The sequence below is a fragment of the Paraglaciecola psychrophila 170 genome (assembly GCF_000347635.1).
GTDB lineage: Bacteria > Pseudomonadota > Gammaproteobacteria > Enterobacterales > Alteromonadaceae > Paraglaciecola > Paraglaciecola psychrophila.
The window spans coordinates 5,188,051-5,213,149 of the sequence record NC_020514.1; the positions used below are offsets into that span (position 1 = coordinate 5,188,051).

Genomic DNA, 25,099 nt, shown 5'->3' on the forward strand with positions numbered 1-25,099 from the left:
TAAAAATAGTTTAAGGTTTAGTGATAGATAAAAACGGAGGGCCTCTAATGTCTACAGCGGTAACAAATATGCCACTAAAGCTCACCTTGATAGGCGAAATAAAGAAATAGGTATTTTGTTCGGGTTCAAAAAGTGCAGTTTTACTAGGGATGGAATGCTCTAAGTCGGCCTCACTTAAACATAACTGACAATGTTGCTCTGCTTTTATAACATGAGAGCTATTATGCCAAGTTGTCATTACACTAAGCAGCACAATTACCACTAGAATATATTTTACTAGTGGTGATTGGTATTTAGGGAGAAGTAAAGTCGAATATGGCATCTCTACTATTATATGGCGTTACCAAACAATAATGTCGATGGTTAACTCATTTTTGAGTTGTTTGGCCTCATTTCCATTTCCCTTTTGTCTAGATTCTAGATAAATGTGTGCTACTTATTTCTGATGTGGCTTAATAGGTCACATCTCATGTTAGGTGAAAAATAGCTTTATAGACCCTTTAACAATGAGGCGCGGCCATCTCATTATTGCTAAAATCGCTGCTTTGGTGCCTTAAGTAAGTTCAAGAACACAAAGTATTAAAGTATAAGTCCAACAAAGCTTGGCTATCTACATCAACACATATTTGTTGTGTGGGTTGCTGCTGCCAGCCATCTATGGGAAAGGCTTTTTTCGGTTGTTTTACACAAGGCCATGCCAATGGCTGGGCCTTCACAGACTACCCGTATTGGCCCCCGCTTTACTTTGAATAATTCCGGAGCTAGTAAATAGGCTACCGCCGATGAGTCGTGTACATAAAATCCATCTAATCCAGCGCTTTGTTTATGAAAGTCGCTGTAAAAGCGACTGATTTGATAGATAAATTCACCGTACTTAGCGGACTGTTCTCTGAGAGTTTGTATGTAGGCATTACTCATAATGCTTTGTTGGGTGACATCTAGCCCTACTACTGTGACTGACCATTTTTGAGTAAATACAATGTCGGCCGCATGAGGGTCACCTATGATATTGGCTTCTGCATAGGGGCTAACGTTACCTGTGTGGCCGTTATGGTCAAAGGCGCCCCCCATCACGATTACTTCTTTTACTAAGTTTGCTATGTCGGGTGCTTTTTGTATGGCTAAGGCTAGATTAGTTAAGCGCCCTACTGCCACAAGTGTGACTTCGTTTGGGTTGTTACGCACCGTTTCGATTATAAAGTCGCAGGCTGAGCGGGAGTCGGCTTTTAAAGGTTGTGTATCGGGTAAGTCGATATCCCCTAGCCCGTTCTGGCCATGTACAAAAGTGGTTGGTTCACCAGCAGGAACGACTAATGGGGTGTCAGCTCCTACACAAACAGTTGTGGCAATTGCAAAGCGCTGTTTTAGATACAAAGCGTTGCGGGTGGCGTTTTCAATGCTTGCGTTGCCAAACACTGTAGTGATCCCTAATAGGTCTATTTTACCACTAGCATGGGCAAATAGTATGGCCATGGCGTCGTCGATACCCGGGTCAGTATCAAAAATGACTTTGTTTTTCATAAGGTTTGTCCCTGTACTTTTATTGTTGAACGGCTTTTTGTTCTAGCAGTAAACATGTGGATATTAAGATTGCCACTAGTACAAACCCAATCACTGTCATCAACATGGCACTACTCACACCAAAGTTTGCTACGACTAAGGCCGAGAGTGCGGGTGCCACTGTGCTACCCACAGTAGCTGAACACAGTAAAAAAGTGACTAATATGGGTGGGGCGTTTTTTATTTGCTGAGAGCCTACGGATATACCTAATTTAAAGATACAGGAGGTCATAAACCCTAAGCCTAAGGTAATAGTTAAAAACCAATTTGGATCTTCAGTGGCATACAACATGCTAGCTAATATAATTGCGACCGCTATTACAGTAAGCAATAAAGGTCGAGTCGGCACTTTTATGACCAATAGGGTAACAATAAGCAAGCCAAATATAGATGGACCCCAGTAGTTACCAACGGCGCCAGCGGCTTGGTTGGCATCTAGGCCAAGTGCTTGCTGTAAATAGCTTGGTGCCCAGATTAAAAATGTGGTTTGTGTGGTTAAGTAGCAACATAAGGCCAAGGCAACAATAAAGACTCTTGGGGTCCATATGTCGGCTTTAGGTGCCGATCCGTTTGACTGAGTTTCTTGTTTGTTGGCTGTGCTTTGATCTGGAAATTTTAAGGTGAAGCAAGCTAATAATATGAGTATTGCCAGTACCCCAACTGCTGCGTAGCTCAATGTCCACAGTTGGTTTGCTGACAGCAGCACGACCGCTAAAGATGGAAACACAAAGCCCGCTAAACTGAAGGAGCAATCTGTAGCTAAGAATGCAGAAGCTCTTTTTTGTTCGTTGTATAAATTAGCAATTAATACCGCACCGCCGGCTAAGCCTACACCGCAACATATGCCCAGTGTAAATAAGTAAAATGATACCACCCATTGTAAGCGACTATCTATTGTCACCATTAATATAAGTAACCCAATAAAAGCGAGATAATTCACCTGAAAAATACGCTTTGTAGGAAAACGTCCATACACCAACATGGCTATAAATGTCCCGGCAAAGGTGCCGCCTGTTAGCAATGAAAACATTGAGGCTGCATGGGTAATGCTGACTTCAAGGTAATCAGCTAGAGGAGAAATTAATACGCCTATTTGCGTTAAAAGGCCAGACATTACCATGTAGGTCATAAAAGCCACTATAGTTAATAACGCTTTGTTCATCTCCATTTTGTTTCCTACTATTTTTGTTGTTTTGTTATGGTTGATAGAGTGCGTTTTTACCACCACCAGTGCTGTCTAACCAAGCTTGGCGACGGGAAAATAAGGCTGGTGCGGCTTGATTAACCTGTTCGATAAGGTGCTGTATATCATGTTCTAGTAATCGGCCGTTATCTACCAATACTTTTCCTGCGACCATAGTCATATCTACATCTTGTCCCTGTACCGCATGGACCAAGTTGTAATGAATATTCATCAATGGGCCTGAATCGATAAGCGGAGTCATGCGAGGAGTGTCACACCTGATGGCAATCATGTCTGCGGATTTCCCCACTTCAAGTGAGCCTGTTACATGGTCGAGCCCTAGCGCCTTTGCACCACCAATTGTAGCCATACGGCATATATCCCAAGCATCAAGGGCGGCAGCATCTAAACTAGAAAATTTGGCGAGTAATGACGATACTTTCATTTCTTCAAACATGTCTAGATTGTTGTTTTCTTTTTCGCCGTCTGTCCCTAGCCCCACGTTTACGCCTGCCTTCAACATGGCAACCACAGGTGCGGCACCCGAGGCAAGTTTCATATTACTGATAGGGTTATGGGCAACACCAATATTGCCCTGTGCCATAAGGGCTATTTCATTGTCATCAGTCCACACACAATGAGCTAAGAGTGTTTTAGGGGCTTTGAGTAAGCCAAATTTTTCGAGGGCTTGAATAGGTCTGGTTTTGTAGCGTTCAAGGGTTTGTTCTACATCAAATTGACTTTCGTTGCTATGGGTGTGAAAGCCAACTTGGTAGTCTTGGCATAGGTCAGCTATACGTTTCAATGCTGGTGGTACGGCATAAAACAAATGCTCAAGGCCCACCCATACTTGTATTCGCCCATCCGCTTCTTGATGCCATTGATTAATCAAAGCTTCGTTACTGTCTAAGGTTTCAAAGTAGTCATGCTCAGGATGTTCGGCTACATAGGGTACTAAGCATGCTCTAATACCAAGCTGTTTGGCCGCCTCGGCACTGCCTTCCATATAACGCCACATATCCACTATACAAGTGGTACCTGATAGCAGGGCTTCGGCATAACATAACCATGACGATAAACTGGCATCTTTGGGAGTTAATACCCTATGCATGGGATCAATATATTGTTGCAACCAATCCCATACTGGTAAGCCTTCAGCCGTGCCGCGCAACATGCCCGAGTGGCAATGTGTATTGATTAAACCCGGCATTAATATGCGATTAGCATAGGTTTTAACGGTGACATTGGGATGTTGGGGGAGTAGCTCACTCGCTTTACCTAGTTGTTTGATTTTACCTTGCTCTACAAGTACCGCACCTTGTTTGATTATGGTGTTGTTACTGTCCATGGTGACTAGGTAGTCTGCTTGGTAAAGTGTTGTTGTCATGAGGTATTAACCTTTTTTCGTTTGTTCAGGTGAGGGGCTAAAAATGGCATTAAGCAGAATAGCGGTACATACGCTTAAGATAATGCCACTGTCGGTAAAGATGTGGCTCCATAGTGGTAAATATTGAAAGTAGTCTGGGGCTATCATAGGGATTAAACCAATGCCTAAGCTTGCGGATACCACCAATAAATTAGAACGGGACTCAGTAAAGTCTACCTCACTTAAAATGCGCACCCCCATCAAGGCAACGGTTCCAAACATCACCATGGCCGCAGCGCCTAAGGCATATTGCGGTATTGAAGCAATAATAAATGCCATTTTAGGAAGGCAACCTAAGGCAATTAAAATAAAGGCTCCGGCGGCGGCCACGTAGCGGCTTTTGACTCCACTTATGGTGACTAAACCTATGTTCTGGGAAAAAGAGGTGTAAGGAAAAGCGTTAAATAAACCACCTAATAAGGTCCCTAGTCCGTCGGAGCGTAAGCCTCTTACTAGTTGTTTTTGGTCTACTTCTTTATCTACTAATTTACCTAAAGCTAAAAACATCCCTGTGGATTCAACCATAGTTACCAACATCACTAGGGACATGGAGCAAATGGCTAAAAAATCGAAGGTGGGCATTCCTAAACTTAAGGGTTTGATGAGGGCAACCCAAGGTTCGTCATTTAAGCCTTTAAGTGAAATATCCCCTAGTAACCAAGCAGCAATAAACCCAGCTAGCATGGCTATCAGCACTGATACATTACTCAAAAATCCTTTAGCAAAACGGGTGATAAGTAGGATTAAGATAAGCTGGAGTAGGCTAACCAGTAAATAAATAGGTTTACCAAAATCAGGGTTAGTTGAACCATCGACAAGAGTAGGGCTACCACCTGCAGACCATTCAATGCCTACTTTCATTAAACTAATGCCAATAACCAGCAATACCGAACCTGTTACCACAGGTGGGAAAAACCGCATTAAACGGCCCATTATTGGCGCAAAGAGTATGCCGAATATACCTGAAACAATAATCGCTCCATAAATCCCTGGTAAGCCTAGTTCCGGGTTAACACCAATGGCAATCATCGGGGCGATTGAAGTAAAGGTTACGCCCATCATTATGGGTAGCTTAATGCCAAAATAACGGTTGCCAAAACACTGTACTAAGGTAGCCAATCCCGCTGCAAATAAATCGGCATTGATGATTAAAGACAAGGTTTCTTTAGGCAGCTGCAGAGCCGCACCTAAGATTAAGGGCACTATTATGCAGGCCGAGTACATCACTAGTACATGTTGTAAACCAAGCAACACAGTAGGTGCAAGTGGTAAACGTTGATCTACAGGGTGAATGCCGCTGCTTTTTGTCTCTGAAGGTGTGTCAGTAAGAGGCATAACTTTTCACTTAACAAGCAAGGCGATAAGACTAATTTACTCTGCTGGTTTTAATGTGCAAAATGGGAACTATTAAAATTTTTAATAGAACTTAGCTATTTATGCATTTATCTCTAGAACAATTAACTGCCTTTTGTGCCGTGGCAAGTGAGAAGTCATTTTCAGCTGCAGCTCGTAAGCTGGGTAAGTCACAATCTGCATTGAGTATTGCAGTGGCAAATTTGGAGATTGATTTTGGGGTGAGCTTGTTTGATCGTAGCGGGCGTTATCCAATTTTAACTGCGCATGGGCAGTCTTTACTTAGGGATGCAGAAGCTATATTACATCAGTGTTCGTCGATGGAGAATCGTGCCAACAGTTTGGCTGCAGAGCTAGAAAGCCAAGTGACTATTGCCATTGACGAAACTATCCCTTTTCAAATATTGAATCATAACCTTGCTGGCTTCGCGGAATATTTCCCTCCTGTGGATTTAAATATATTGCACCCGTCTTCTCAGTATATTCAGCAGTTGATCGAACAAGGCGACGCATCTTTAGGAATAATGTGTGCCGGTGCCCACTATCCTAAAAACATACATTTTAAAAGGCTTGGTAATATAGCATTCGCCAATGTAGTGCACCGAGACCATCCTTTAGCTAATTTACCTCAAGTTAATTTCGAGCAGTTAAATCAGCATAGACAGCTCGTTTATTTGCCCTTACTGGATAAATTGCCTACTAGTGAATACTTGAGCGGCACCAACCAATGGCGAATGGCCAGTTATCTGACATTGATGAATACCCTATGTGCAGGAATGGGATGGGCTACCGTACCAAAGCAACTGGTTTTGGACTTGCAGTTGCAAGAGCAGTTATGCGAATTACAATTAACGTCATATCCTCATACCGAATGGGAGGTGGGTGTGGATTTAATTTGGTCTTCTAGCGAGCGATTGGGTAAGGCAGGAAGCTGGCTTAGAGATGCTTTTGGTTTGACGCCGATTTAAGGATATTTTGAGAAATACCCTTTGCTTAATAACTATTAGTGTTTTAACTAATGGCTCTGGATGTATATATCAACATTCTATAACACCAAGCATTATATCTGTTGCAAACGTTGCGCTATCTCAGGCTCAATAAGGTTAATGACATCTATTTTTAAAGCCTCGCTGAGCTCTGAATGGCGCAATTGGCCATCTTCATCTGCTTCAATTAAGGCATTTTCTTTTAATGCTTGGATAAATGTAGCCAAAACCTTCTTATCAAAAAATTCTGGTGAGTTGATGCCATGCAGCGCGGCTAATCTCTCAGCAAATTGAGCGCTTTTCTTTTCCAGTACCGCGCGACTGACTCTTTCTTGTTTTGATAATAACGTTAACACTACCGCATAGCGGTGTAAGGTTTCTTGAATGCTGCGGTTGAGCAACCAAGCTGAGTAGAATTCTTTACTATTGGCTGCGGGTGTCTTAATTTTGTTTTCATTGGTCTCGAGCAAACCCATTGCCAACATCTTAGTAAGCAGTGATTCAGTGTAAGATGCTGCTTGTTCTGTACTCATATACATAAACAACTCACGTTTGAGTAAGGGGTAGAGCTTAGCTACCAACAGCAATATTTGTTGCTTGGATACACTTTTATTGGCAAACACGATGGCCGCAATCAGGCCGGGTAAAGCAAATAAGTGAAGAATATTGTTGCGGTAATAGGTTAGCGCCACAGCATTTTTGCTTTTTAGTGAGATTATTTTTCCAAAACTATCTTCGGACACGCTAAATTTATTCAGCTTGAGGGTGTTTTCTAATAATTTTTTACCCGTTATTTTTGGCAGGGTGGCAAGTTCACTGTAAGGCGAGTCACGCAATAATTCTAAAAAGTGGTCAATGGCTTGTTCTAATTCAGACTCAGCCATAGCGTGCTTTTTAGCCGATAACAAACAGATGGCACAAATTGACATACCACTAACGGCTGCCGTTTGGTTTATTCTGCCCATCACATCTGTAGCAAGTTTATTTACTACTGGGGTTAGCCATTTGGGTTTCTTGTCGCCATTTTTTTCTTGATCCTCTCTCCAATTAGGCACTTGTAGATCAAGGTAGTTAGTTAAATTTATGGGTTCTCCAAAATTCAGAAAACCGTAACCGTAATTTTTGAGTTTTTTAATGGCTGAAAATATTTGAAAGAATGATTCTTTTTCCTTGCCTGTTCCGTTTAATTCCTTGAGGTAACTGGACACTTCCATCACATGTTCATACCCAATATAGACTGGAACTATACTCACTGGGCGATTAACACCTTTTATTAGCGCCTGTAAAGTCATCGCTAACATACCGGTTTTAGGCGGCAATAAACGTCCGGTTCTGCTGCGCCCCCCTTCAGGGAAATATTTGACTGAATAACCTTTATTAAATAGCAATTCAAGATATTCACGAAAAACCGCAGTGTAGAGTTTGTTGCCAGCAAAGCTTCGGCGGAGATAAAAAGCGCCCGCTTTACGTAATATTCCGCCAACAGGACGAAAATTAAGATTAATACCAGCGGCTATGTGTGGGGTGACTAACCCTTCATGGTAAATAACATAGGTGAGCAATAAGTAATCCATATGGCTACGGTGACAAGGTACATAGATGATTTCGTGGCCATTCTGTGCCAAAGCTCTTACTTTATCGGCATGTCGAACTTCTATACCGTTATAAATTTTATTCCAAATTTTAGTTAAAATTTTCTCGACCAATCTGATCATGCCTGGGCGGTAATCGGCAGCAATTTCATTGACGTATTTTTTTGCTTGTTGTTTGGCTTGTTGGTGACTTAATTTTTTGGTGCGAGCTTCTTCAACAATAGCTTTACGTACCGATTTTGCACCTAGAACACTATTATATAGTTGATGGCGCTCAAGGATGTTGGGACCTGTTAATGTTTGATGGCGACGATAAAAATGTGTACCCGCAACACGGATAAGTTTGTGGGCGATTTCTTCGTCACTACCTTTTAATTCCAGCATTTTCCTTGAAGATACGGCTTTGCTGTAACAGACAAAGTTATCTCTGCCTAAAAACAACACAATAAAAAATTTACGCAGCCAGCTAGGAGAAACTTGGTTGGCGATGACGTCTGACCAGCCTGAGGTATTTTTATCTGGTGCTCTACCCCAAAGTATAGAAACGGGTACTATCTGAATATCGAGGTCTGGATTTTTTCTGTGAAGACTAAATAGTTTAGCCGCATCTTCTTGAATCGAAGTCGCTTTTGTTTTGCGGTTTAATACTGATTTTGGTTTCTGTAAAAACAGGCAAGAAGAATGGTGTTGATCCCCAATAGTCAGATTTAGTGTGGGTTTAGGTAAGCCTAATGCCACCGCAGACATCTTTAGTACTATTTGATCTGTAACCGAACGGGTGCGCAGCAAATAAACAATAGGGCGGGTTTTATCTATGCCTAATTCAGCCTCAAGGTCGCTTGGAGTGCTGTTCACTTTTACTAACCATTTTACCGGTACCGTCACTATTGCTAACAGCAATTTATGCAGCCACAACATACTTTTCGCTCGCAGATATTAAATCTGGCGCAGGATACCACAGACATTCCTAGCAGTTTAACTTTGATAAAAATGATTATAGTTTGTTTGCCGTTTTATTTTAGACATATCACAGCAAGCATAAAACAAATTTGAGATTTAAGTATAACTGTATATAATCATACTAACTGTATAAAAAAACAGGCTGTTTATGCGTCCACTAACTGCTCGACAAGAAGAAGTACTTCAACTAATTAAAAATACAATGTTGAATACCGGTATGCCGCCTACCCGCGCTGAAATTGCCCGGGAATTAGGTTTTAAATCTGCTAATGCAGCGGAAGAACATTTAAAAGCGCTAGCGCGTAAAGGTGTAATAGAAATTTTACCTGGTACATCTCGTGGTATTAAGTTAAATACACCACTTGAAGACCAACTCGAAGAGTTAGGTTTGCCTTTGATTGGTCGGGTTGCTGCGGGCGAACCTATTCTGGCTCAAGAGCATATTGAAGGTCATTATCGGGTGGACCCTAGTTTGTTTAAACCCAGTGCTGACTTTTTGCTCCGAGTAAACGGTATGAGTATGAAAGATATCGGTATCTTGGACGGCGATTTATTAGCAGTACATCGCACTAGTGATGTACACAATGGCCAAGTGGTAGTCGCAAGAGTCGATGACGAGGTTACTGTAAAGCGACTCGAGAAAAAAGGCAGGCAGGTTTTGCTGCATGCTGAAAACGAAGCGTTTTCTCCCATTAAGGTTGATTTGGCGACTCAGCCATTTAATATTGAAGGCATTGCAGTGGGGGTTATTCGAAACGCCGACTGGATGTAATTTTTGCGAGGCGCATTATTCTCTATAATGTGCTTTTTCATATTTATCTGTTTTTTCCTCTTAGAATCCCTTTTCCCTCTTTCATTTGCATTTTTTAACAACTTTGTGTTTAAAAAATAATCAGTTGGTTGTAACTTAGGCAAAAAAGCTAGACTAGTCGCTATTAAATGAGCGACCCTTAACATCCCAGAAGTAAAAAATAACAATAAATTAACTAAATATTAACTAAGATGGCAGTTGTTTCTATTCTGATGTTTATGTTTCAGTGAAAAATAAAAAGTACGTTTGACGTACATGAGGTGCTATGTGAAGAGAATTTTTTTCAGGACTGGAACTATGCTATCTGCATTGATGACAGCGCCGGTATTTGCTGAATCGAAAGATCAAATTGAGCAATACCAGTTAAACATGACTAAAGGCGTGACAGACATCAGTGCTGGTGTGTATGACATGCATATGTTGATGTTTGTTATTTGTGTTTTGATTGGCGCCGGCGTATTTATCGCTATGTTTATTTCTATGTATTTCCACAGAAAATCTAGGGGTGCTAAGCCTGCAAATTTTCATGAAAATGTAAAAGTTGAAATCGCTTGGACAGTGATCCCCTTTATTATATTGGTTGTGATGGCTGTTCCCGCCATGAATCTCCTAATTGATATGGAAGATGCCAGTGAGCCTGATGTGTCCATTTTGGTGACAGGTTCACAGTGGAAGTGGCATTACAAGTATATGGATAATGACGTTGAGTATTATTCGAAATTGGCCACTCAGGCTGACCAAATCTCTGGAAAACTGCCTAAAGGTGAAAACTACTTACTTGAGGTAGACAGACCTCTCGTTATTCCTACAGGCCAAAAAGTCCGCTTTCTTATTACTTCAGACGATGTCATCCATTCTTGGTGGGTGCCAGATTTTGGGTTCAAGCAAGATGCTAATCCCGGCTTTATCAATGACGCTTGGACTAAGGTCAATGATCCTGGCGTGTATCGTGGTCAATGTGCCGAGCTTTGCGGCAAAGATCATGGTTTCATGCCCATTGTAGTGATTGCCAAAGAGCCTGCTGAATATGCTGAGTGGATTTCAGAACAAGAAGCTGTACAGCAACAAGCAAAAGCAGAAGAACAAAGGCTGTTAGCCATGAATATGACAATGGATGAAGCGATGGAGCAAGGCGAAAATGTCTACAACGCCAACTGTGCTGCTTGTCATATGCCAAATGGCGAAGGTTTACCAGGTGTTTTTCCCGCATTAAAAGGCAGTCAAATCGCTGTTGCAGATCAGCCTAAACACATCGATATATTGATAAACGGTGTCACAGGCAGTGCTATGCAATCTTATGCGAAACAATTAACTATGTCTGAAATTGCTGCTGTTGTGACTTACGAGCGTAATGCTTGGGGTAACGATACTGGTGACTTAGTTCAAGCCAAAGACATCAATTCAGCAATGAACGGACAATAGGAGAAGGTGACCATGACAACAACAACTGATGACACACAGCATGATTCTCATGCAGATGATCACCATGAACATCATATTCCATACGGCATAAAACGTTGGTTATATACCACCAACCATAAAGATATCGGTACTCTATATTTGTGGTTTGCTTTCATCATGTTTCTAACTGGTGGCGCAATGGCTATGGTAATACGAGCTGAATTGTTTCAACCGGGATTACAAATAGTAGAGCCTCACTTTTTTAATCAAATGACCACTGTGCACGGCCTTATCATGGTATTTGGTGCGGTTATGCCTGCCTTTACGGGACTGGCCAACTGGTTAATACCTATGATGATAGGTGCGCCAGATATGGCTCTGCCTAGAATGAATAACTGGAGCTTTTGGATATTACCTTTTGCTTTTTTAATTCTGTTATCTTCATTATTTCTAGAAGGTGGCGGTCCTGCTTTTGGTTGGACCTTCTACGCACCTCTGTCAACAACATACAGTGCCGACAGTACGGCATTGTTTGTGTTTGCTGTGCACATCATGGGCGCTTCATCCATCATGGGTGCAATTAACGTCATCGTGACTATTTTCAACATGCGCGCCCCGGGTATGACTTGGATGAAGATGCCTTTGTTTGTTTGGACATGGTTAATTACAGCGTTCTTGTTGATTGCTGTTATGCCTGTACTGGCGGGTGCGGTAACGATGGTGCTGACCGATAAATTCTTTGGTACCAGTTTCTTTGATGCTGCCGGTGGTGGTGATCCTGTCATGTTCCAGCATATCTTTTGGTTCTTCGGGCACCCCGAGGTGTACATTATGATACTGCCTGCATTTGGTATCATTTCACAAATTATACCTACTTTCGCTCGTAAGCCGCTATTTGGATATGCCTCTATGGTTTACGCCACGGCTTCTATCGCATTGTTGTCATTTATTGTATGGGCACACCATATGTTCACGACAGGCATGCCGGTGGCAGCGGAGCTGTTTTTCATGTTCGCGACTATGTTGATATCGGTTCCCACAGGGGTGAAAGTCTTTAACTGGGTGGCGACTATGTGGCGCGGTTCGATGACTTTCGAAGTGCCTATGTTGTTTGCAATCGCCTTTATAGTGTTATTTACCATAGGTGGATTATCTGGACTAATGTTGGCCATAGTACCAGTGGACTTCCAATATCATGATACTTACTTTGTAGTTGCGCATTTCCATTATGTGTTAGTAACCGGTGCTATATTCTCAATTATGGCTGCGGTGTATTACTGGCTACCTAAGTGGACTGGTAAAATGTTCCATATTGGTTTGGCGAAATGGCATTTCTGGTGTTCATTAGTATCGGTTAACGTGTTGTTTTTCCCTATGCACTTTGTAGGGTTAGCGGGTATGCCACGTCGTATTCCAGACTATGCGTTACAGTTCGCAGACTTTAATAAGTGGATCAGTATTGGTGGTTTTGCCTTTGGTCTATCGCAGCTGATTTTCTTAGTCTTGTTGGTTAAGGCTTGTAAGAAGCAAGGCGACCCAGTATCTGCCCAAGTGTGGGAAGGAGCTGAAGGTTTAGAGTGGGAAATCCCATCTCCAGCACCTTATCACACCTTTGAAACACCGCCGGTTGTGAAATAACCTAATAGGAATTAATACTTATGAGCGCAAACCTAAATCAAACAAAAAACAATAAATTGGTGTTGAAGCTGGCTGCAATTGTCATTGGTATGTTTGGTTTTGGTTTTGCGCTGGTGCCCCTTTATGACGTACTTTGTGATGCATTGGGTATCAATGGCAAGCCATCAGATACAGCGGCCGCATACGTGGCTGTTGAAATCGATGAGAGTCGTTTAATCACAGTGGATTTTATTACGCGTGTAAACACCGGTATGCCATGGGAATTTAAGTCTGAAACTAGACAGGTTAAAGTGCATCCTGGACAACTCAATCAAGTCAATTTTTACGTGAAAAACCCTGCCAAGACTGCAATTGTCGGTCAAGCTGTGCCATCGATATCTCCTGGCCCGGCGGCGTTATATATGAATAAAACTGAATGTTTTTGTTTTGAACAACAAACATTACAAGCAGGGGAGGAACTGTTGATGCCGATGCAATTTTATGTCGACCCTCAACTCCCTGAAAATATTACTTATTTTACTTTGCAATATACTCTTTATAACGTCACTGCTAACGTCACTGCTCCGGCTGATGTTGTGGCAATGAATTAGGGTAAAGGAGAACACAATGTCAGAAAAAGAATACGAAAAGTACTATGTTCCCGCAGAAAGCCCATGGCCCTTTATGGGGGCTGTTGCGTTATTTTTGATGGCTGTTGGGGCTGGCAATTTTGTGATTGAAAGCACACGTGATAAAGAGGGCTATGGCGCTTACATTTTTAGGCGCAGGTTTTTTTAGTTTTAATAGTGATGTTATTTGGTTGGTTTAGAAATCAAATACATGAGTCAATGAGTGGGTTGTATAGTGCTCAGTTAGGACGCTCGTATCGTCAAGGTATGGCATGGTTTATTTTTTCTGAAGTGATGTTTTTTCGGGGCTTTTTTTTGGCGCTTTGTTTTATGCCAGATTTATATCAGTGCCTTGGCTAGGCGGAGCTTCAAATAACGACATGACTGGTGAAGTGTTATGGCCTGCGTTTGAAGCCATATGGCCTTTAATAACAACGCCTGGTGGTCTTACGACAGAAGCCATGCCTTGGACTGGTCTACCTTTGATTAATACATTTATACTGCTTACTTCGTCGGTCACTTGTCACTTTGCTCATGTTGCACTGGAACAAAACAACCGCGGAAAACTTAAGCTTATGCTCGGATTGACCGTGCTGCTTGGTGCCATCTTTATGGTAATGCAGGTTGAAGAATATATTCACGCCTACACAGAAATGAATTTGACTTTACAGTCTGGTATTTATGGAAACACTTTCTTCCTATTGACAGGATTCCATGGATTTCACGTGTCGCTAGGTGCAATTATTCTGTTTATTATGTTACTAAGAATTATGAAGGGGCATTTTACGCCCGATAATCACTTTGCTTTTATGGCAGCTAGCTGGTATTGGCACTTTGTTGATGTAGTTTGGGTAATACTCTTTGCAGTAGTGTATATCTTTTAGCAAAGCTATTATTAGGGAAAAGAGCCGCTGTATTGCAGTGGCTCTTTTCATTGGTTAGTGTGGTGTTGGATTTGGAGTGATGAGTCCAGTTGCTACAGCGAGCAGTATAAGGCCAACAATAATGGCTGATGTTAAAACCCTTCTTCCAATAAATTTACTCATGGGAGGACTATTGGGGTCGTCTTTAAGCATAATCATCATGGCTTTAAATAAATTGAATACCATAAACAATAATAACCCGCCAACAAGTATTTTGATTAACATCTATTTACTCCTAAAGATTTTTTGAGCTGTTATGTGGAATTTTATATCACGTTTACCCTTTATAGCTACCTTAGTAACTTTTGTGTGCGTTGTCATTATGTTTGCTTTGGGTAATTGGCAATTACAAAGGGCTGAACAAAAAAACCAGCGCTTATTAGCTGTTGAGATGGCTGCCAAAACAGCTCAAGTCGATTTACAACAAGTTTTGCGCAGCAATATAAATGACATGTTGGATATGCCGGTTAATTTTGATGGTGCAGCAGATGCAACACGTTATTTTTTATTGGATAATAAAATCCATAACGGGCGTGTGGGATACCAAGTATTGACGCCGATGCAAACATCTTCAGGCACTGTTATTGTAAATTTTGGTTGGGTCGCCGCTACCAATAGCAGAGATATTTTGCCCAGTATTAAGATTGATACAGAAACTGCACTTTATGCAGGAGTGATATCCTTGCCGCTAAATAACGCCATGATAAAAGAGACAGCTGTGGTTGATGGTGATTGGCCAAAGGTTTTGCAGCAGACCGATCTCAAGGTTATTCAACAACACTATAACCAAGATTTACTACCTTTTGTGGTGTTATTAAATGCTCAGGAAACCTCACCTTTTGTTAGAGATTGGCAACCTGTAGTGATGGCCCCAGAAAAACACCTTGCCTATGCCGCACAATGGTTTTTATTGGCATTTGCTGCATTAGTAATATTTATTATTGCTCAAAGAAATAAGTTAAAAAGGAACAAAAAGTGAGTACCACTAAAAAAAATAAATTAATGATGTTGCTACTAGCTTCGGTTTTTATACTGCCTGTATTACTGGCTAAACTTGCTTTAGATAATGGCTGGTTTAATCAAGCCGCGACGAATAAGGGAGAGTTACTTTCCCCAATCGTCGATATGAGTGAATTGCGAACCTCTGACCAAGATCCTAAATGGAAGTTACTCTATGTTTTGCCAGAAGTGTGCACTGTTGAATGTGAAAACGCGTTATATAGTATTTCTCAAGTTCGCAGTGCGTTAGGTAAGGAAAGTGACCGTGCTGAAATCGTGGTTATTACCCATGAAAAAAGTAATATCGCACAGCTTGCATTGCTCAAAGAAAAGCAAAACATTCGTTTGTTAAATGCAAATTTAAAAAGTCTGCAACAGATGTTTGAAGATGAGAGTACAGATGCTATTTTCATCGCTGATACTCTGGATAACATAATTTTACGCTATCCATTACAACTCGATAAGAAACAGGCTGTGCTGCACAGTCGTGATATTTTGTCAGATATGCGCAAGGTACTTAAACTGTCGCGTATCGGCTAGAGGATACTTAAATGATGAAGAAGTTGGTGTTGCTAAGCATTCTATTAGCTATGGTAGTAATAGTACTTGGTGCATACGCACGCTTGACTGATGCAGGATTAGGTTGCCCTGATTGGCCAGGTTGTTATGGTCATCTGAGTTTTTCTAAAACCACTGAAAATATAGAAATCGCGCAACAAGCTTTTCCAGAACGTCCATTTGAAGAGCACAAAGCTTGGAATGAGATGATCCACCGTTATTTCGCCAGTGCTTTAGGTTTTTTGATACTGGTGATATTTATAAATAGCCTATTTAACAAAGCATATAACAAGCCAGTAAAATTGCCGCTGTTTCTGGTGTTTTTAGTCTGTTTTCAAGGTGCACTGGGGATGTGGACTGTGACCCTCAATTTGCTACCTGCAATTGTAATGGGGCATTTATTAGGTGGATTCACTGTTTTATCGTGTCTGTTTTTATTGTATCTAAGGTTGCTCAATTACCGTATCCCTGGCGGTGATGCCGGGATGCGTCAGTTTGGTAAATATTCAATTTTGGGTATCATTATTTTGACTGGACAAATTGCTTTAGGTGGTTGGACATCGGCAAATTATGCAGCACTAGCATGTACTGAGTTACCCCTTTGTGAAGGTGCTTGGTTCGAGCGTTTAGACTTTGCGGGAGCTTTTAGTATCCCAGTGGCAGAAAATTATGAGTTTGGTGCCCATGATTATGCTGAGCGTATGACAATGCATATTGTGCACAGAATTGGCGCGTTAATTACTTTTTTGTATTTATGTTGGTTTGGAATCAGGTTGTATGCTGCAGCCCATTCAAGCTTACTTAAAAAGTTATCTGTCATAATGGTTTTGGTACTGGGCGCTCAAATTATGTTAGGCGTGAGTAATGTAGTGTACAGTTTACCCATCGCTGTTGCAGTGATGCATAACGCTGTTGCCGCGTGTTTAATGTTGGTGTTAGTTACCATCAGTTACACGCTGTATCGTAAAACTTAGGAGAACAATATGAGCAAGGTCGTGGCTGTAGAGCAACAGAATAATCAATTTAATTTATGGTCTACTTGCCAAGATTATTATGAATTAACTAAGCCCAAGGTAGTGTTATTGTTATTGTTAACTGCTTTAGTGGGTATGTGTTTAGCGAGTGATACTTGGATCAGTTGGCAAATTCTGATTGCCGGATTAATAGGTATTGGTTTTCTATCGTCTGCTGCAGCTGTAGTGAACCATGTTGTTGATAGAGAAATAGACGGTAAAATGGCACGCACATTTAATCGCCCGGTAGCTAAAGGTAAAGTGACCCCGCAAAAAGCGCTAATGTTTGCTGCGGCATTAACAGTTGTGGGCTATGTGATCCTTGAACTTTGGGTCAACCGTTTAACGGCAGTATTAACATTCGCAGGTTTATTGGGATATGCGGTGGTATACACCATGTATTTGAAACGAGCCACACCACAAAATATTGTTATCGGCGGTTTAGCGGGTGCTATTCCTCCATTACTTGGCTGGACAGCTGTAACAGGAGAAATTCACGCCCATGCATTATTATTGGTATTGATTGTGTTTATTTGGACACCACCACATTTTTGGGCTTTAGCGATTCATCGCGAAAAAGACTATGCCAAAGCCAAAGTACCTATGCTGCCTGTGACTCATGGTATTGATTTTACTAAAACCTCTATCCTGTTGTATACGGTTTTACTCTGCGTGGTGTGTTTGCTTCCTTATTTAGTGGGCATGTCTGGTCTTATCTATCTTATCGGCTCATCTTTGTTAAATGCAGGCTTTTTGTACTACGCATGGAAATTGAAATTTACTGCAACTGAACAAACAGCTATGAAAACTTTTAAATACTCCATTATTCATCTGATGGTGCTGTTTGTAGTGCTTTTAGTTGATCATTATGTGCGGTTTTAGGTATGAGTAGATTACAAGCCGGCCTGATTGCTTTTGTTGCCTTGGTTATTGGGGTCTATGCAGCCATTAATATTGCTCCTCCTAGCAACATTAATAAAACACAACATGTAAGTACTTATCCGCAGGCTAGAGCTCTGCCTGATTTTCAGTTAGTAGATCATAATAACCAAAGCTTCACACCAGAGAATCTGATAGGACATTGGAGTCTGGTTTTTGTTGGTTATACATATTGCCCCGATATTTGCCCGACTACCTTGGCAGAGTTAAAAAGTATTTATCCAGAGCTACAAAAAATACCCACGGATTTTCCTATTCAAGTGGTGCTGATGTCTGTTGACCCTAAGCGTGACACCCCAAAACGGTTAAACGAATATATTCACTTTTTTCACCCTGACTTTATTGCGGTCAGTGGAGAACATGTACAATTATTTCCATTAGTCAGAGCGATGGGCATGATGTATTCGATGTCTGAGAGCACAGACAACCCTAACTACTTAGTTGATCATAGTTCATCTGTGGTGGTCGTGAATCCAAAAGCCCAAGTGGTAGGACGCTTTAAGCCAGATTTTGCGGTAGGCAAGTTGCCGATTAGTGAAGGACAAAAAAATACTGGCCGATATGCCGGCAATTATGTCCCAATAAACGACTAAGGAATGAATTACAGAACGGCTAATAAGAATGATGCTTGCTTTTTGGCGCCATTAATTTTTAGTTCTGCAGCTGTTACATTAGCCGCTACTTTTGATGTTAACGACGAGTTGTCGTCGTTAAATTTCCTACATTCAAATCTTTTAAACTGTGACGGTCAATTCGGTTATGGTAATCATTGGGTGGCAGAAATCGACAAGCAAGTCGCCGGCTGTGTAAGTGCATGGCACAGTGATTTATCAGATTCCTTCCATCAGGCCACGTTTAACAACTTAACGAGTTTTTATGGCATTGCCCACGCATTTTCTGTGTTGCAAGCTAGCCAAGCTTTGCATGATTGTATTCCAAAACCTAAAAAACATGAATTATGTATTGGACATTTTGCTGTGCTTGCAAAGTATCAAAGACAAGGTGTAGCAACTAATTTGTTAAAGTTTGCACAACAAAAAGCGATAGACTGTGGTAAATCTGCCCTATGCCTCGATGTTGAAAGTACCAATTCACAAGCAATAGATTTTTATCTAGGGCGGGGCTTTATTCAGGAATGTGAATCAGGTATTAGCCAAAGAATGCGAACCTTGGGTATAGGTTCGCACCGTCATCTTAGCAAAAAATTAGTCTAGCCACTTCCCCTCAGCTGTTGGCATAAAAAAGGGTTGTGAAAACCAATAGAACCTACCTTTTTCGCTAATACTGGGAGCCGTGCAATTCAATCTATGTCTTCCTGGCTTAGTGATGGGTGTTATAGCCACGGAAACAGTATTTCCGTCAAGTGACTTGTTTAAAGCCTGTCCATTTTGAAAGCAGTTAATTTGCGGTGGCCTTAAGTCTTCAGTTTTTACATTAAACGAAAGGTGTTGATTGTAAGAAGGTAATTCGATCTTAGGATCGCTTGGATAAACGTTATCAACAGGCATCGCCAAGCTGTTTAATTTAACCATCAAGCTTTTAATATTACTGTATATGCCTGCAGACGGATAACGTGGCAAGGCAGAAAAGTCGCTGTGAGAAGCAATGGCACCGCTATGTTGGGCAAAACTAATATAGCCCTTGGAGCTTAGTCTCGCTTGTAGTTTTGAATCAAACTCCCCATAAGGATAAGCAAAGTATTTCAAGCTGTAACCTAAGTTATCTTTGAGAATAGTCTCAGCGTTTTCTATTTCTTGAATACTGCGCTGCAACCAACTTTCATCCGATTCACTGTCACCTTTTGTCAACATATGGGTATGTTGACTACCATGATTAGCAAAGCTTGCGCCTTCATTCGCCATTGTTTTAACTTGTTGCCAATCAAGTTGATAACTCACATTGCCAATCAGCGGCGGGTTAATAAAAATGGTATAGGGAAATGAAAATTCTTTAAGGATAGGATGAGCATTGTCATAAATATTTTCATAACCGTCATCAAATGTAATTACCACTGCTTTGTCAGGCAAAGGTTGCTTGTTTTGCAGGGTTTCTATTACCTCTTTAAGCGGTAATACCTGATGATGGTCGGTTAAATATTGCATGTGTTCTCGAAAAGTATCGGGTGAGACTGACGTCACCTTGGGAGTACTATCACTGACGTGGTGATATAGCAGGATAACTGCATTGTCTTTTGCCCAAGTGTTTATGCTTAGTAGCGCAGATGTTATTGTCAACGCTATAATACCCCGTGTTTTTCTCATGCATTTCCTTCATAAATGAAAACTATATGAATAATAACAATACTCTATCAAACTTCTTTCAGATTAGTCTGCACCAAAAAATTATTGTTATTGCGATACCTATGATTTTAAGCAATGTCACGACTCCCCTAATGGGATTGGTTGACACAGCGGTGTTAGGTCATATGAAAGATGTGTATTTTCTTGCTGGCGCCTCGGTAGCAGCATTGATTATTACTCAATTGTACTGGTTATGTGGCTTTCTAAGGATGACCAGTACAGGCCTTAGTGCACAGGCAAAAGGCAGTAAAGATAATAATCAACTTAATCAAAGCCTGTTTCAGGGCATATTGATTGGCTTTTTGTTAGGTTGCCTTTTGTTATTAATGCAAGATGGTATTTTAGCCTTGGGTTTATACTTCGCCGATGCTACGCCCGTTATTGAGGGGGTTATAAAAGAGTATTTCTCTACGCGTATCTGGGGTGCGCCTGCTGCTATAGTTAATCTAGCCTTGGTTGGTTGGCTGATAGGCCAGCAAAAAGCCAAACCGGTGTTGCTGATTCAGGTGTTCGCAAATTTATTGAACTTGGTACTCAACCTCTGGTTTGTGTTTGGTTTAGGGCTGGAGGTGTTTGGAGTGGCGCTGGCCAGCGTCGTTGCTGATTATTCAATTTCAATCATAAGTATGATTGTTGCGTTCAACATTATTGGTAAGCCAATAATACAAAAAAAATGGTTCTCAGGTGTCTATCTACGTCCACTATTATCCCTTAACGGCAATACGTTTTTTCGAAACCTTATATTACAAGGCTGCATCGCATTCCTTATTTTTAAAGGCGTAGGATTTGGGTCTACGTCAGCGGCAATCAACGCCATATTAATGCAGTTTTTCACCTTAATTGCCCTTGGATTAGACGGTGTTGCTTATGCAGCAGAAGCATTAGTAGGTGAACAAAAAGGACAAAAGAGTGTAAATGGCATTATTCATGTCACTTTACATGGATTGCTGTGGTCTACCTTTGTTGCTGTCATTTACTCATTGGTTTTTATTGTATGGGGAACTGAGATTATTAGCTTAATAACAAACCAAGCGACTCTTCAATTAGAAATGAAAGACTACTTAATTTTTGTATATTGTTTGCCCGTCATCGCTCATTGGTGTTTCTTTTTAGATGGTGTGTTTGTGGGGTTAACTCGTGCAAAAGCTATGCGAAATAGTATGCTGTTGTGTGGGTTAACTGTTTATTTTCCGGTTATTTGGATATTGACAGATTATGCAAACCAAGGTTTATGGATCGCGATGTTACTTTTTTTACTGTCTCGCGGAATAAGCTTGGGTGGTTACTTTATTTATCTCTGTCGAACTGGGAGGGTGGCGGTTTAAAACTGGGCGTCATACGATGTGCCAAAATTCCAAGGTAGCCTCTAAAAGAATATAAGCTACCAACTGCCAATAAAACTAGCCCAGGAATTTGGATTATAGGCGCATATTTTGCGCCTATTAATACGGCTACTGCGCCTAAGCAAAATATACCTAGGCCACGTTTGAAAAAAGTCCAACTTTTACTTGGGTCGTTTGCTAAACGTTGTAACCAGTTAATATTGTATCCTCACCGAGATGGTATTGGAGAGTAACTCTAGTAGTAAGAGTGCTCGCCTGCTTCATGTTCAGTGGCGTCTTTCACAGCTAATAATTCACCAGGAAATTGTTCAAGCATTTGTTTTTCGACGCCTTCTTTCAAGGTGAGATCTACTTGTGAACAACCGTTACAGCCACCACCAAATCGTAACACCGCTTCTTTTTCTTCTGTGATTTCAACTAATGTCACGTTACCACCGTGGCTAGCAAGTTGCGGATTGATTTCTGCTTCAATCATGTAACTCACTCGTTCAGCTAAAGGTGCGTCACTATCTACTTTGCGTGCTTTAGCATTCGGGGCTTTAAGTGTAAGTTGTGATCCCATTTGGTCGGTCACAAAATCAATTTCGGCTTCTTCAAGGAAAGGCACGCTTTCTAAATCAACGACTGCATCAAAACCATTAAATTCTAGCACAGTGTCTGATTTCTCTATCGCGTCTGGTGGACAATAAGATACGCCACATTCTGCACTGGGTGTGCCGGGGCTGACCACAAACACTCTGATATTGGTATCAGGTTCTTGGTTTGCCAGCAGCTTACAGAAATGTGCTTGCGCTGTTTCTGAAATGTTAATCATGGGCTATCTTCCTCTTAAAAGTGTCTGTTTATATAATAACAAAATTACTTGACTAAAACACTCAAGTAATCGTTTTTCCTTATGTTAATTTCGACTAAAACGTGCGACTATTTTTACAAATATTGATGGTTTGGACTGTTTTTTATGAATTTGATGTTTCAAATTTTTACTTTTTGTTTTTTGTTTATCAGTGCACAGGCTAATGCTGTAGCCGATGTTGCTTATTTACCAGCAGGTACTCAATATAAAGCTAATATTACTACTCCAACTCAAGCGTTAGGGGCGTCAGTAGGAGAATGGCACGTACGTCATGATCAAATAGCTAACTATATGCGAGTGTTGGCATCACAGTCAGACCGCGTCAGCTTAGTCGAAACTGGGCGTACGCACGAAAACCGCCCTCTTTATCTATTAGCCTTTAGTTCTGCTGAAAATCAGCAGAATTTAGCCGCCATCCAAGCCCGACATATTAAAAATTTAGGGCAATCTACTGATAAAAATGATCCATTAATTCTATGGATGGGTTACAGCGTGCATGGCGACGAACCTTCAGGCTCGAATGCTGCCCTGTTAATCGCTTATTATCTTGCTGCAGGTCAGAGTGAAATGATAGATCAGTTACTTAATGACAATATTGTTTTACTCGATCCAAGCGTCAACCCTGATGGTTTATCACGCTTTGCTCAGTGGGCCAATATGCACAAAAGTAAGAACTTAGTGGCTGATCCTAATCATCGAGAACATCAACAGGCTTGGCCTTCAGGACGAACTAACCATTACTGGTTTGACTTAAATCGCGATTGGTTGTTGTTGACCCATCCAGAGTCTCAAGCCCGTATTCATCAATTCCATCAGTGGCGTCCCCATGTGTTAACTGATTTTCATGAAATGGGTACTGATAGCACTTTCTTCTTCCAACCGGGTATTTCTTCTAGAAAAAACCCTTGGACACCGTTAAAAAATGTTGAGTTGACTGCTGCACTGGGAGATTTTCACGCTGCAGCATTAGACAAAACAAAACAGCTTTATTTCACTCAAGAAAGTTTTGACGATTTTTATTATGGCAAAGGCTCAACTTATCCAGATGCCCACGGCAGTATCGGTATATTGTTTGAGCAAGCCAGCAGCCGAGGGCATCTTCAAGATTCCGTACATGGTAGATTGAAGTTTTCAGATACGATTCAAAATCAAGTGACAACTTCCCTCTCTACTTTTGCTGGCGCATTAGCTAATAAACAAGCGATTCTTGATTATCAAATAGACTTTGCAGAGCAAACCAAAGGTTTAGTTAAAGATGATGATTTAGCGGGTTATATTTTGAATGAGAAATTTGACCAAGCCCGTTTCTCAAAAATGCTGGAGATATTGTCATCACATCAAATTCAATATTACCCTTTAAGTAAGGATGTAAAAGCAGATGGACAAATATTCGATACAGTCAATAGTATGTTTGTACCACTCGACCAGCCTCAGTATCGACTCATAAAATCTCTTTTCTCAACCCGTAAATCTTTTGATGACAATACTTTTTATGATGTGTCGAATTGGAATTTACCACTCGCATTTAATATTCAATATCAGGCAGTTGAGCGGCAACCCAAGCTTGATAAAGAGCCTGTTAACATACCCAAAACTGTTAATCCTGGATTATTGCCTGGGGCTTATGCCTATGCTTTTTCTTGGCAGAATTATCAAGCCCCTAAACTTTTACAGCGTTTATTAGCGAATAAAGTGAAAGTAAAACTTGCAGGTGAAGCTTTTTTTGCACAAACCGCACAAGGTGGTATGAGTTTTTCTGCCGGTGCAGTGATTGTGCCTATTGCCTTAGAGCAACCTGATAATTTGTTAGACATCATTGGCTCGCAAAATATGGGGCTAGATATTGCTATTCATTCAGTTACATCAGGGCTAACCCGTCAAGGTATTGATTTAGGTAGTCGTAAAATGCTCAATGTTACCCAGCCCAAAGTCTTGTTAGTAGGAGGGCGCGGTACTTCCCAATATGAATTAGGTGAAGTCTGGCACTACTTAGATCAGCATGTTGATATGCCTGTTTCCATCACAGATTTAGAGCAACTGGGTAAACTTTCATTGGACAGCTACACCCATATGATATGGGTTGAAGGCACGTATAAAGATGTGACTGACACAACGGTCAGTAAAATTGAAGGCTGGTTAAATAAAGGAGGCATACTCATCGGCCAAAAATCTGCGGCAAATTGGTTTTCTGATAAAAAATGGCTTAAGGCAGGCTTTAAAACTAACAGTGAGATTAAGTTAGCGTTTGAAACAACAGGCATGACATATAGAGATCAGGAAGCACTGAAAGCCAAGCAAAGAATTGCTGGCGCTGTATTTGAGACGCAGTTGGATCTAAGCCATCCACTCGCCTTTGGTTATAAGTCTACTACATTGCCCATGTTTAGAAACAGTGCGTTGGTGATGCGCCAACCCGATAAACCGTTTATTACCGCAGCGAGTTACACTAAAACACCACTTATGGCAGGGTATACTGCTGATGAGTTACAACAGCTCATTGGCGGCAGCGCTGCCATTGTTTCCCACAATTTTGGCAAAGGTAAAGTGATAGGCTTTGCTACTAACGTCAACTTCAGAGGTGTTTGGTATGGCACTAGCCGCTTGATGAGCAATGCCATTTTTATGGCTGGTTTTATTAACGCGCAAGGGTAAA

At 41.2% G+C, this 25,099-nt stretch carries 22 protein-coding genes and 1 pseudogene; 14 read left to right on the forward strand and 9 right to left on the reverse strand.

Annotated elements, in window-relative coordinates:
• Window positions 1-10: 10 nt before the first annotated feature.
• The 5 genes from C427_RS22810 to C427_RS22830 form a co-directional block, all read right to left on the reverse strand.
• A complete protein-coding gene (locus C427_RS22810) occupies window positions 11-238 on the reverse strand; it encodes a hypothetical protein (protein ID WP_007637002.1) in 228 nt (75 codons plus the stop codon).
• A gap of 377 nt (window positions 239-615) precedes the next feature.
• The gene (locus tag C427_RS22815; RefSeq protein ID WP_015431400.1) at window positions 616-1,521 is read right to left on the reverse strand and encodes a nucleoside hydrolase; all 906 of its coding nucleotides are present in this window, start codon (window positions 1,519-1,521) and stop codon (window positions 616-618) included.
• A gap of 19 nt (window positions 1,522-1,540) precedes the next feature.
• Complete coding sequence (gene tsgA, locus C427_RS22820; RefSeq protein ID WP_007637009.1) at window positions 1,541-2,728, reverse strand: MFS transporter TsgA; 1,188 nt, start codon at window positions 2,726-2,728, stop codon at window positions 1,541-1,543.
• Window positions 2,729-2,756: 28 nt separating this feature from the next.
• Complete coding sequence (locus C427_RS22825) at window positions 2,757-4,130, reverse strand: amidohydrolase family protein (RefSeq protein WP_007637011.1); 1,374 nt, start codon at window positions 4,128-4,130, stop codon at window positions 2,757-2,759.
• Between the two features lie 6 nt (window positions 4,131-4,136).
• On the reverse strand, window positions 4,137-5,504 hold the full coding sequence (locus tag C427_RS22830) for a nucleobase:cation symporter-2 family protein (RefSeq protein WP_007637013.1): 1,368 nt from the start codon (window positions 5,502-5,504) through the stop codon (window positions 4,137-4,139).
• A gap of 101 nt (window positions 5,505-5,605) precedes the next feature.
• On the opposite strand from C427_RS22830, the gene C427_RS22835 reads away from it, so the two are divergent.
• Window positions 5,606-6,490 carry a LysR family transcriptional regulator gene (locus C427_RS22835; RefSeq protein ID WP_007637014.1) on the forward strand — a complete coding sequence of 295 codons (885 nt, stop codon included), beginning with the start codon at window positions 5,606-5,608 and terminating at the stop codon, window positions 6,488-6,490.
• Window positions 6,491-6,582: 92 nt separating this feature from the next.
• Here C427_RS22835 and plsB read toward each other — a convergent pair whose 3' ends face one another.
• Window positions 6,583-9,018, reverse strand: coding sequence for a glycerol-3-phosphate 1-O-acyltransferase PlsB (gene plsB, locus C427_RS22840; RefSeq protein ID WP_007637016.1), 2,436 nt, complete (start codon window positions 9,016-9,018; stop codon window positions 6,583-6,585).
• A gap of 190 nt (window positions 9,019-9,208) precedes the next feature.
• On the opposite strand from plsB, the gene lexA reads away from it, so the two are divergent.
• From lexA to C427_RS22865, 5 genes and pseudogenes are all read left to right on the forward strand, one after another.
• Window positions 9,209-9,832 carry a transcriptional repressor LexA gene (lexA, locus tag C427_RS22845; protein WP_007637020.1) on the forward strand — a complete coding sequence of 208 codons (624 nt, stop codon included), beginning with the start codon at window positions 9,209-9,211 and terminating at the stop codon, window positions 9,830-9,832.
• Between the two features lie 336 nt (window positions 9,833-10,168).
• Window positions 10,169-11,293 (forward strand): cytochrome c oxidase subunit II, encoded by a 1,125-nt coding sequence (gene coxB / locus C427_RS22850; protein WP_007637022.1) that lies wholly within the window; start codon window positions 10,169-10,171, stop codon window positions 11,291-11,293.
• Between the two features lie 12 nt (window positions 11,294-11,305).
• Window positions 11,306-12,910 carry a cytochrome c oxidase subunit I gene (ctaD, locus tag C427_RS22855; protein ID WP_007637024.1) on the forward strand — a complete coding sequence of 535 codons (1,605 nt, stop codon included), beginning with the start codon at window positions 11,306-11,308 and terminating at the stop codon, window positions 12,908-12,910.
• A 20-nt stretch (window positions 12,911-12,930) separates the two neighbouring features.
• On the forward strand, window positions 12,931-13,500 hold the full coding sequence (locus C427_RS22860) for a cytochrome c oxidase assembly protein (protein ID WP_007637027.1): 570 nt from the start codon (window positions 12,931-12,933) through the stop codon (window positions 13,498-13,500).
• A 16-nt stretch (window positions 13,501-13,516) separates the two neighbouring features.
• Window positions 13,517-14,402, forward strand: a pseudogene (locus C427_RS22865) (cytochrome c oxidase subunit 3).
• 54 nt (window positions 14,403-14,456) lie between these two features.
• Here C427_RS22865 and C427_RS22870 read toward each other — a convergent pair.
• Window positions 14,457-14,666 (reverse strand): DUF2909 domain-containing protein, encoded by a 210-nt coding sequence (locus C427_RS22870; protein ID WP_007637030.1) that lies wholly within the window; start codon window positions 14,664-14,666, stop codon window positions 14,457-14,459.
• 31 nt (window positions 14,667-14,697) lie between these two features.
• On the opposite strand from C427_RS22870, the gene C427_RS22875 reads away from it, so the two are divergent.
• Genes C427_RS22875 through C427_RS22900 form a run of 6 tightly spaced genes read left to right on the forward strand, consistent with a single transcriptional unit; the run spans window position 14,698 to window position 19,164 of the window.
• A complete protein-coding gene (locus C427_RS22875) occupies window positions 14,698-15,420 on the forward strand; it encodes an SURF1 family protein (protein ID WP_081588994.1) in 723 nt (240 codons plus the stop codon).
• On the forward strand, window positions 15,417-15,980 hold the full coding sequence (locus C427_RS22880; protein WP_007637034.1) for a hypothetical protein: 564 nt from the start codon (window positions 15,417-15,419) through the stop codon (window positions 15,978-15,980). Before C427_RS22875 ends, C427_RS22880 begins: the two co-directional genes overlap by 4 nt.
• A 14-nt stretch (window positions 15,981-15,994) precedes the next feature.
• Entirely contained in the window at window positions 15,995-16,972 is a 978-nt protein-coding gene (locus tag C427_RS22885; RefSeq protein ID WP_034899053.1) for a COX15/CtaA family protein, read from the forward strand.
• A gap of 9 nt (window positions 16,973-16,981) precedes the next feature.
• Window positions 16,982-17,893: a heme o synthase gene (gene cyoE, locus C427_RS22890; protein ID WP_007637038.1), complete on the forward strand. Its 912-nt coding sequence runs from the start codon at window positions 16,982-16,984 to the stop codon at window positions 17,891-17,893.
• A 2-nt stretch (window positions 17,894-17,895) separates the two neighbouring features.
• Window positions 17,896-18,543, forward strand: a complete 648-nt coding sequence (locus C427_RS22895; RefSeq protein WP_015431404.1) for an SCO family protein — start codon at window positions 17,896-17,898, stop codon at window positions 18,541-18,543.
• Window positions 18,544-18,546: 3 nt separating this feature from the next.
• Window positions 18,547-19,164, forward strand: a complete 618-nt coding sequence (locus tag C427_RS22900) for a GNAT family N-acetyltransferase (RefSeq protein WP_015431405.1) — start codon at window positions 18,547-18,549, stop codon at window positions 19,162-19,164.
• On the opposite strand, the gene C427_RS22905 is transcribed toward C427_RS22900, so the two are convergent.
• Window positions 19,156-20,211, reverse strand: a complete 1,056-nt coding sequence (locus C427_RS22905) for a polysaccharide deacetylase family protein (RefSeq protein ID WP_007637041.1) — start codon at window positions 20,209-20,211, stop codon at window positions 19,156-19,158. The genes C427_RS22900 and C427_RS22905 overlap by 9 nt on opposite strands.
• Window positions 20,212-20,237: 26 nt before the next feature.
• Between C427_RS22905 and C427_RS22910 the strand changes: the two genes are divergently transcribed.
• Complete coding sequence (locus C427_RS22910; RefSeq protein WP_007637042.1) at window positions 20,238-21,575, forward strand: MATE family efflux transporter; 1,338 nt, start codon at window positions 20,238-20,240, stop codon at window positions 21,573-21,575.
• Window positions 21,576-21,828: 253 nt separating this feature from the next.
• Here the strand turns inward: C427_RS22910 and nfuA are convergent, their stop codons facing one another.
• Window positions 21,829-22,407, reverse strand: a complete 579-nt coding sequence (nfuA, locus tag C427_RS22915; RefSeq protein WP_007637044.1) for a Fe-S biogenesis protein NfuA — start codon at window positions 22,405-22,407, stop codon at window positions 21,829-21,831.
• A 144-nt stretch (window positions 22,408-22,551) separates the two neighbouring features.
• Between nfuA and C427_RS22920 the strand changes: the two genes are divergently transcribed.
• Window positions 22,552-25,098 carry a M14 metallopeptidase family protein gene (locus tag C427_RS22920; RefSeq protein WP_007637045.1) on the forward strand — a complete coding sequence of 849 codons (2,547 nt, stop codon included), beginning with the start codon at window positions 22,552-22,554 and terminating at the stop codon, window positions 25,096-25,098.
• Window position 25,099 lies beyond the last annotated feature (1 nt).

What these genes read in the sequence shown, in the direction of transcription:
- C427_RS22810 (WP_007637002.1), bottom strand. Translation starts at nt 238, where the DNA reads ATGACAACTTGGCATAATAGCTCTCATGTTATAAAAGCAGAGCAACAT.
- C427_RS22815 (WP_015431400.1), bottom strand. Translation starts at nt 1,521, where the DNA reads ATGAAAAACAAAGTCATTTTTGATACTGACCCGGGTATCGACGACGCC.
- tsgA (WP_007637009.1), bottom strand. Translation starts at nt 2,728, where the DNA reads ATGGAGATGAACAAAGCGTTATTAACTATAGTGGCTTTTATGACCTAC.
- C427_RS22825 (WP_007637011.1), bottom strand. Translation starts at nt 4,130, where the DNA reads ATGACAACAACACTTTACCAAGCAGACTACCTAGTCACCATGGACAGT.
- C427_RS22830 (WP_007637013.1), bottom strand. Translation starts at nt 5,504, where the DNA reads ATGCCTCTTACTGACACACCTTCAGAGACAAAAAGCAGCGGCATTCAC.
- C427_RS22835 (WP_007637014.1), top strand. Translation starts at nt 5,606, where the DNA reads ATGCATTTATCTCTAGAACAATTAACTGCCTTTTGTGCCGTGGCAAGT.
- plsB (WP_007637016.1), bottom strand. Translation starts at nt 9,018, where the DNA reads ATGTTGTGGCTGCATAAATTGCTGTTAGCAATAGTGACGGTACCGGTA.
- lexA (WP_007637020.1), top strand. Translation starts at nt 9,209, where the DNA reads ATGCGTCCACTAACTGCTCGACAAGAAGAAGTACTTCAACTAATTAAA.
- coxB (WP_007637022.1), top strand. Translation starts at nt 10,169, where the DNA reads ATGCTATCTGCATTGATGACAGCGCCGGTATTTGCTGAATCGAAAGAT.
- ctaD (WP_007637024.1), top strand. Translation starts at nt 11,306, where the DNA reads ATGACAACAACAACTGATGACACACAGCATGATTCTCATGCAGATGAT.
- C427_RS22860 (WP_007637027.1), top strand. Translation starts at nt 12,931, where the DNA reads ATGAGCGCAAACCTAAATCAAACAAAAAACAATAAATTGGTGTTGAAG.
- C427_RS22870 (WP_007637030.1), bottom strand. Translation starts at nt 14,666, where the DNA reads ATGTTAATCAAAATACTTGTTGGCGGGTTATTATTGTTTATGGTATTC.
- C427_RS22875 (WP_081588994.1), top strand. Translation starts at nt 14,698, where the DNA reads ATGTGGAATTTTATATCACGTTTACCCTTTATAGCTACCTTAGTAACT.
- C427_RS22885 (WP_034899053.1), top strand. Translation starts at nt 15,995, where the DNA reads ATGAAGAAGTTGGTGTTGCTAAGCATTCTATTAGCTATGGTAGTAATA.
- cyoE (WP_007637038.1), top strand. Translation starts at nt 16,982, where the DNA reads ATGAGCAAGGTCGTGGCTGTAGAGCAACAGAATAATCAATTTAATTTA.
- C427_RS22895 (WP_015431404.1), top strand. Translation starts at nt 17,896, where the DNA reads ATGAGTAGATTACAAGCCGGCCTGATTGCTTTTGTTGCCTTGGTTATT.
- C427_RS22900 (WP_015431405.1), top strand. Translation starts at nt 18,547, where the DNA reads ATGAATTACAGAACGGCTAATAAGAATGATGCTTGCTTTTTGGCGCCA.
- C427_RS22905 (WP_007637041.1), bottom strand. Translation starts at nt 20,211, where the DNA reads ATGAGAAAAACACGGGGTATTATAGCGTTGACAATAACATCTGCGCTA.
- C427_RS22910 (WP_007637042.1), top strand. Translation starts at nt 20,238, where the DNA reads ATGAATAATAACAATACTCTATCAAACTTCTTTCAGATTAGTCTGCAC.
- nfuA (WP_007637044.1), bottom strand. Translation starts at nt 22,407, where the DNA reads ATGATTAACATTTCAGAAACAGCGCAAGCACATTTCTGTAAGCTGCTG.
- C427_RS22920 (WP_007637045.1), top strand. Translation starts at nt 22,552, where the DNA reads ATGAATTTGATGTTTCAAATTTTTACTTTTTGTTTTTTGTTTATCAGT.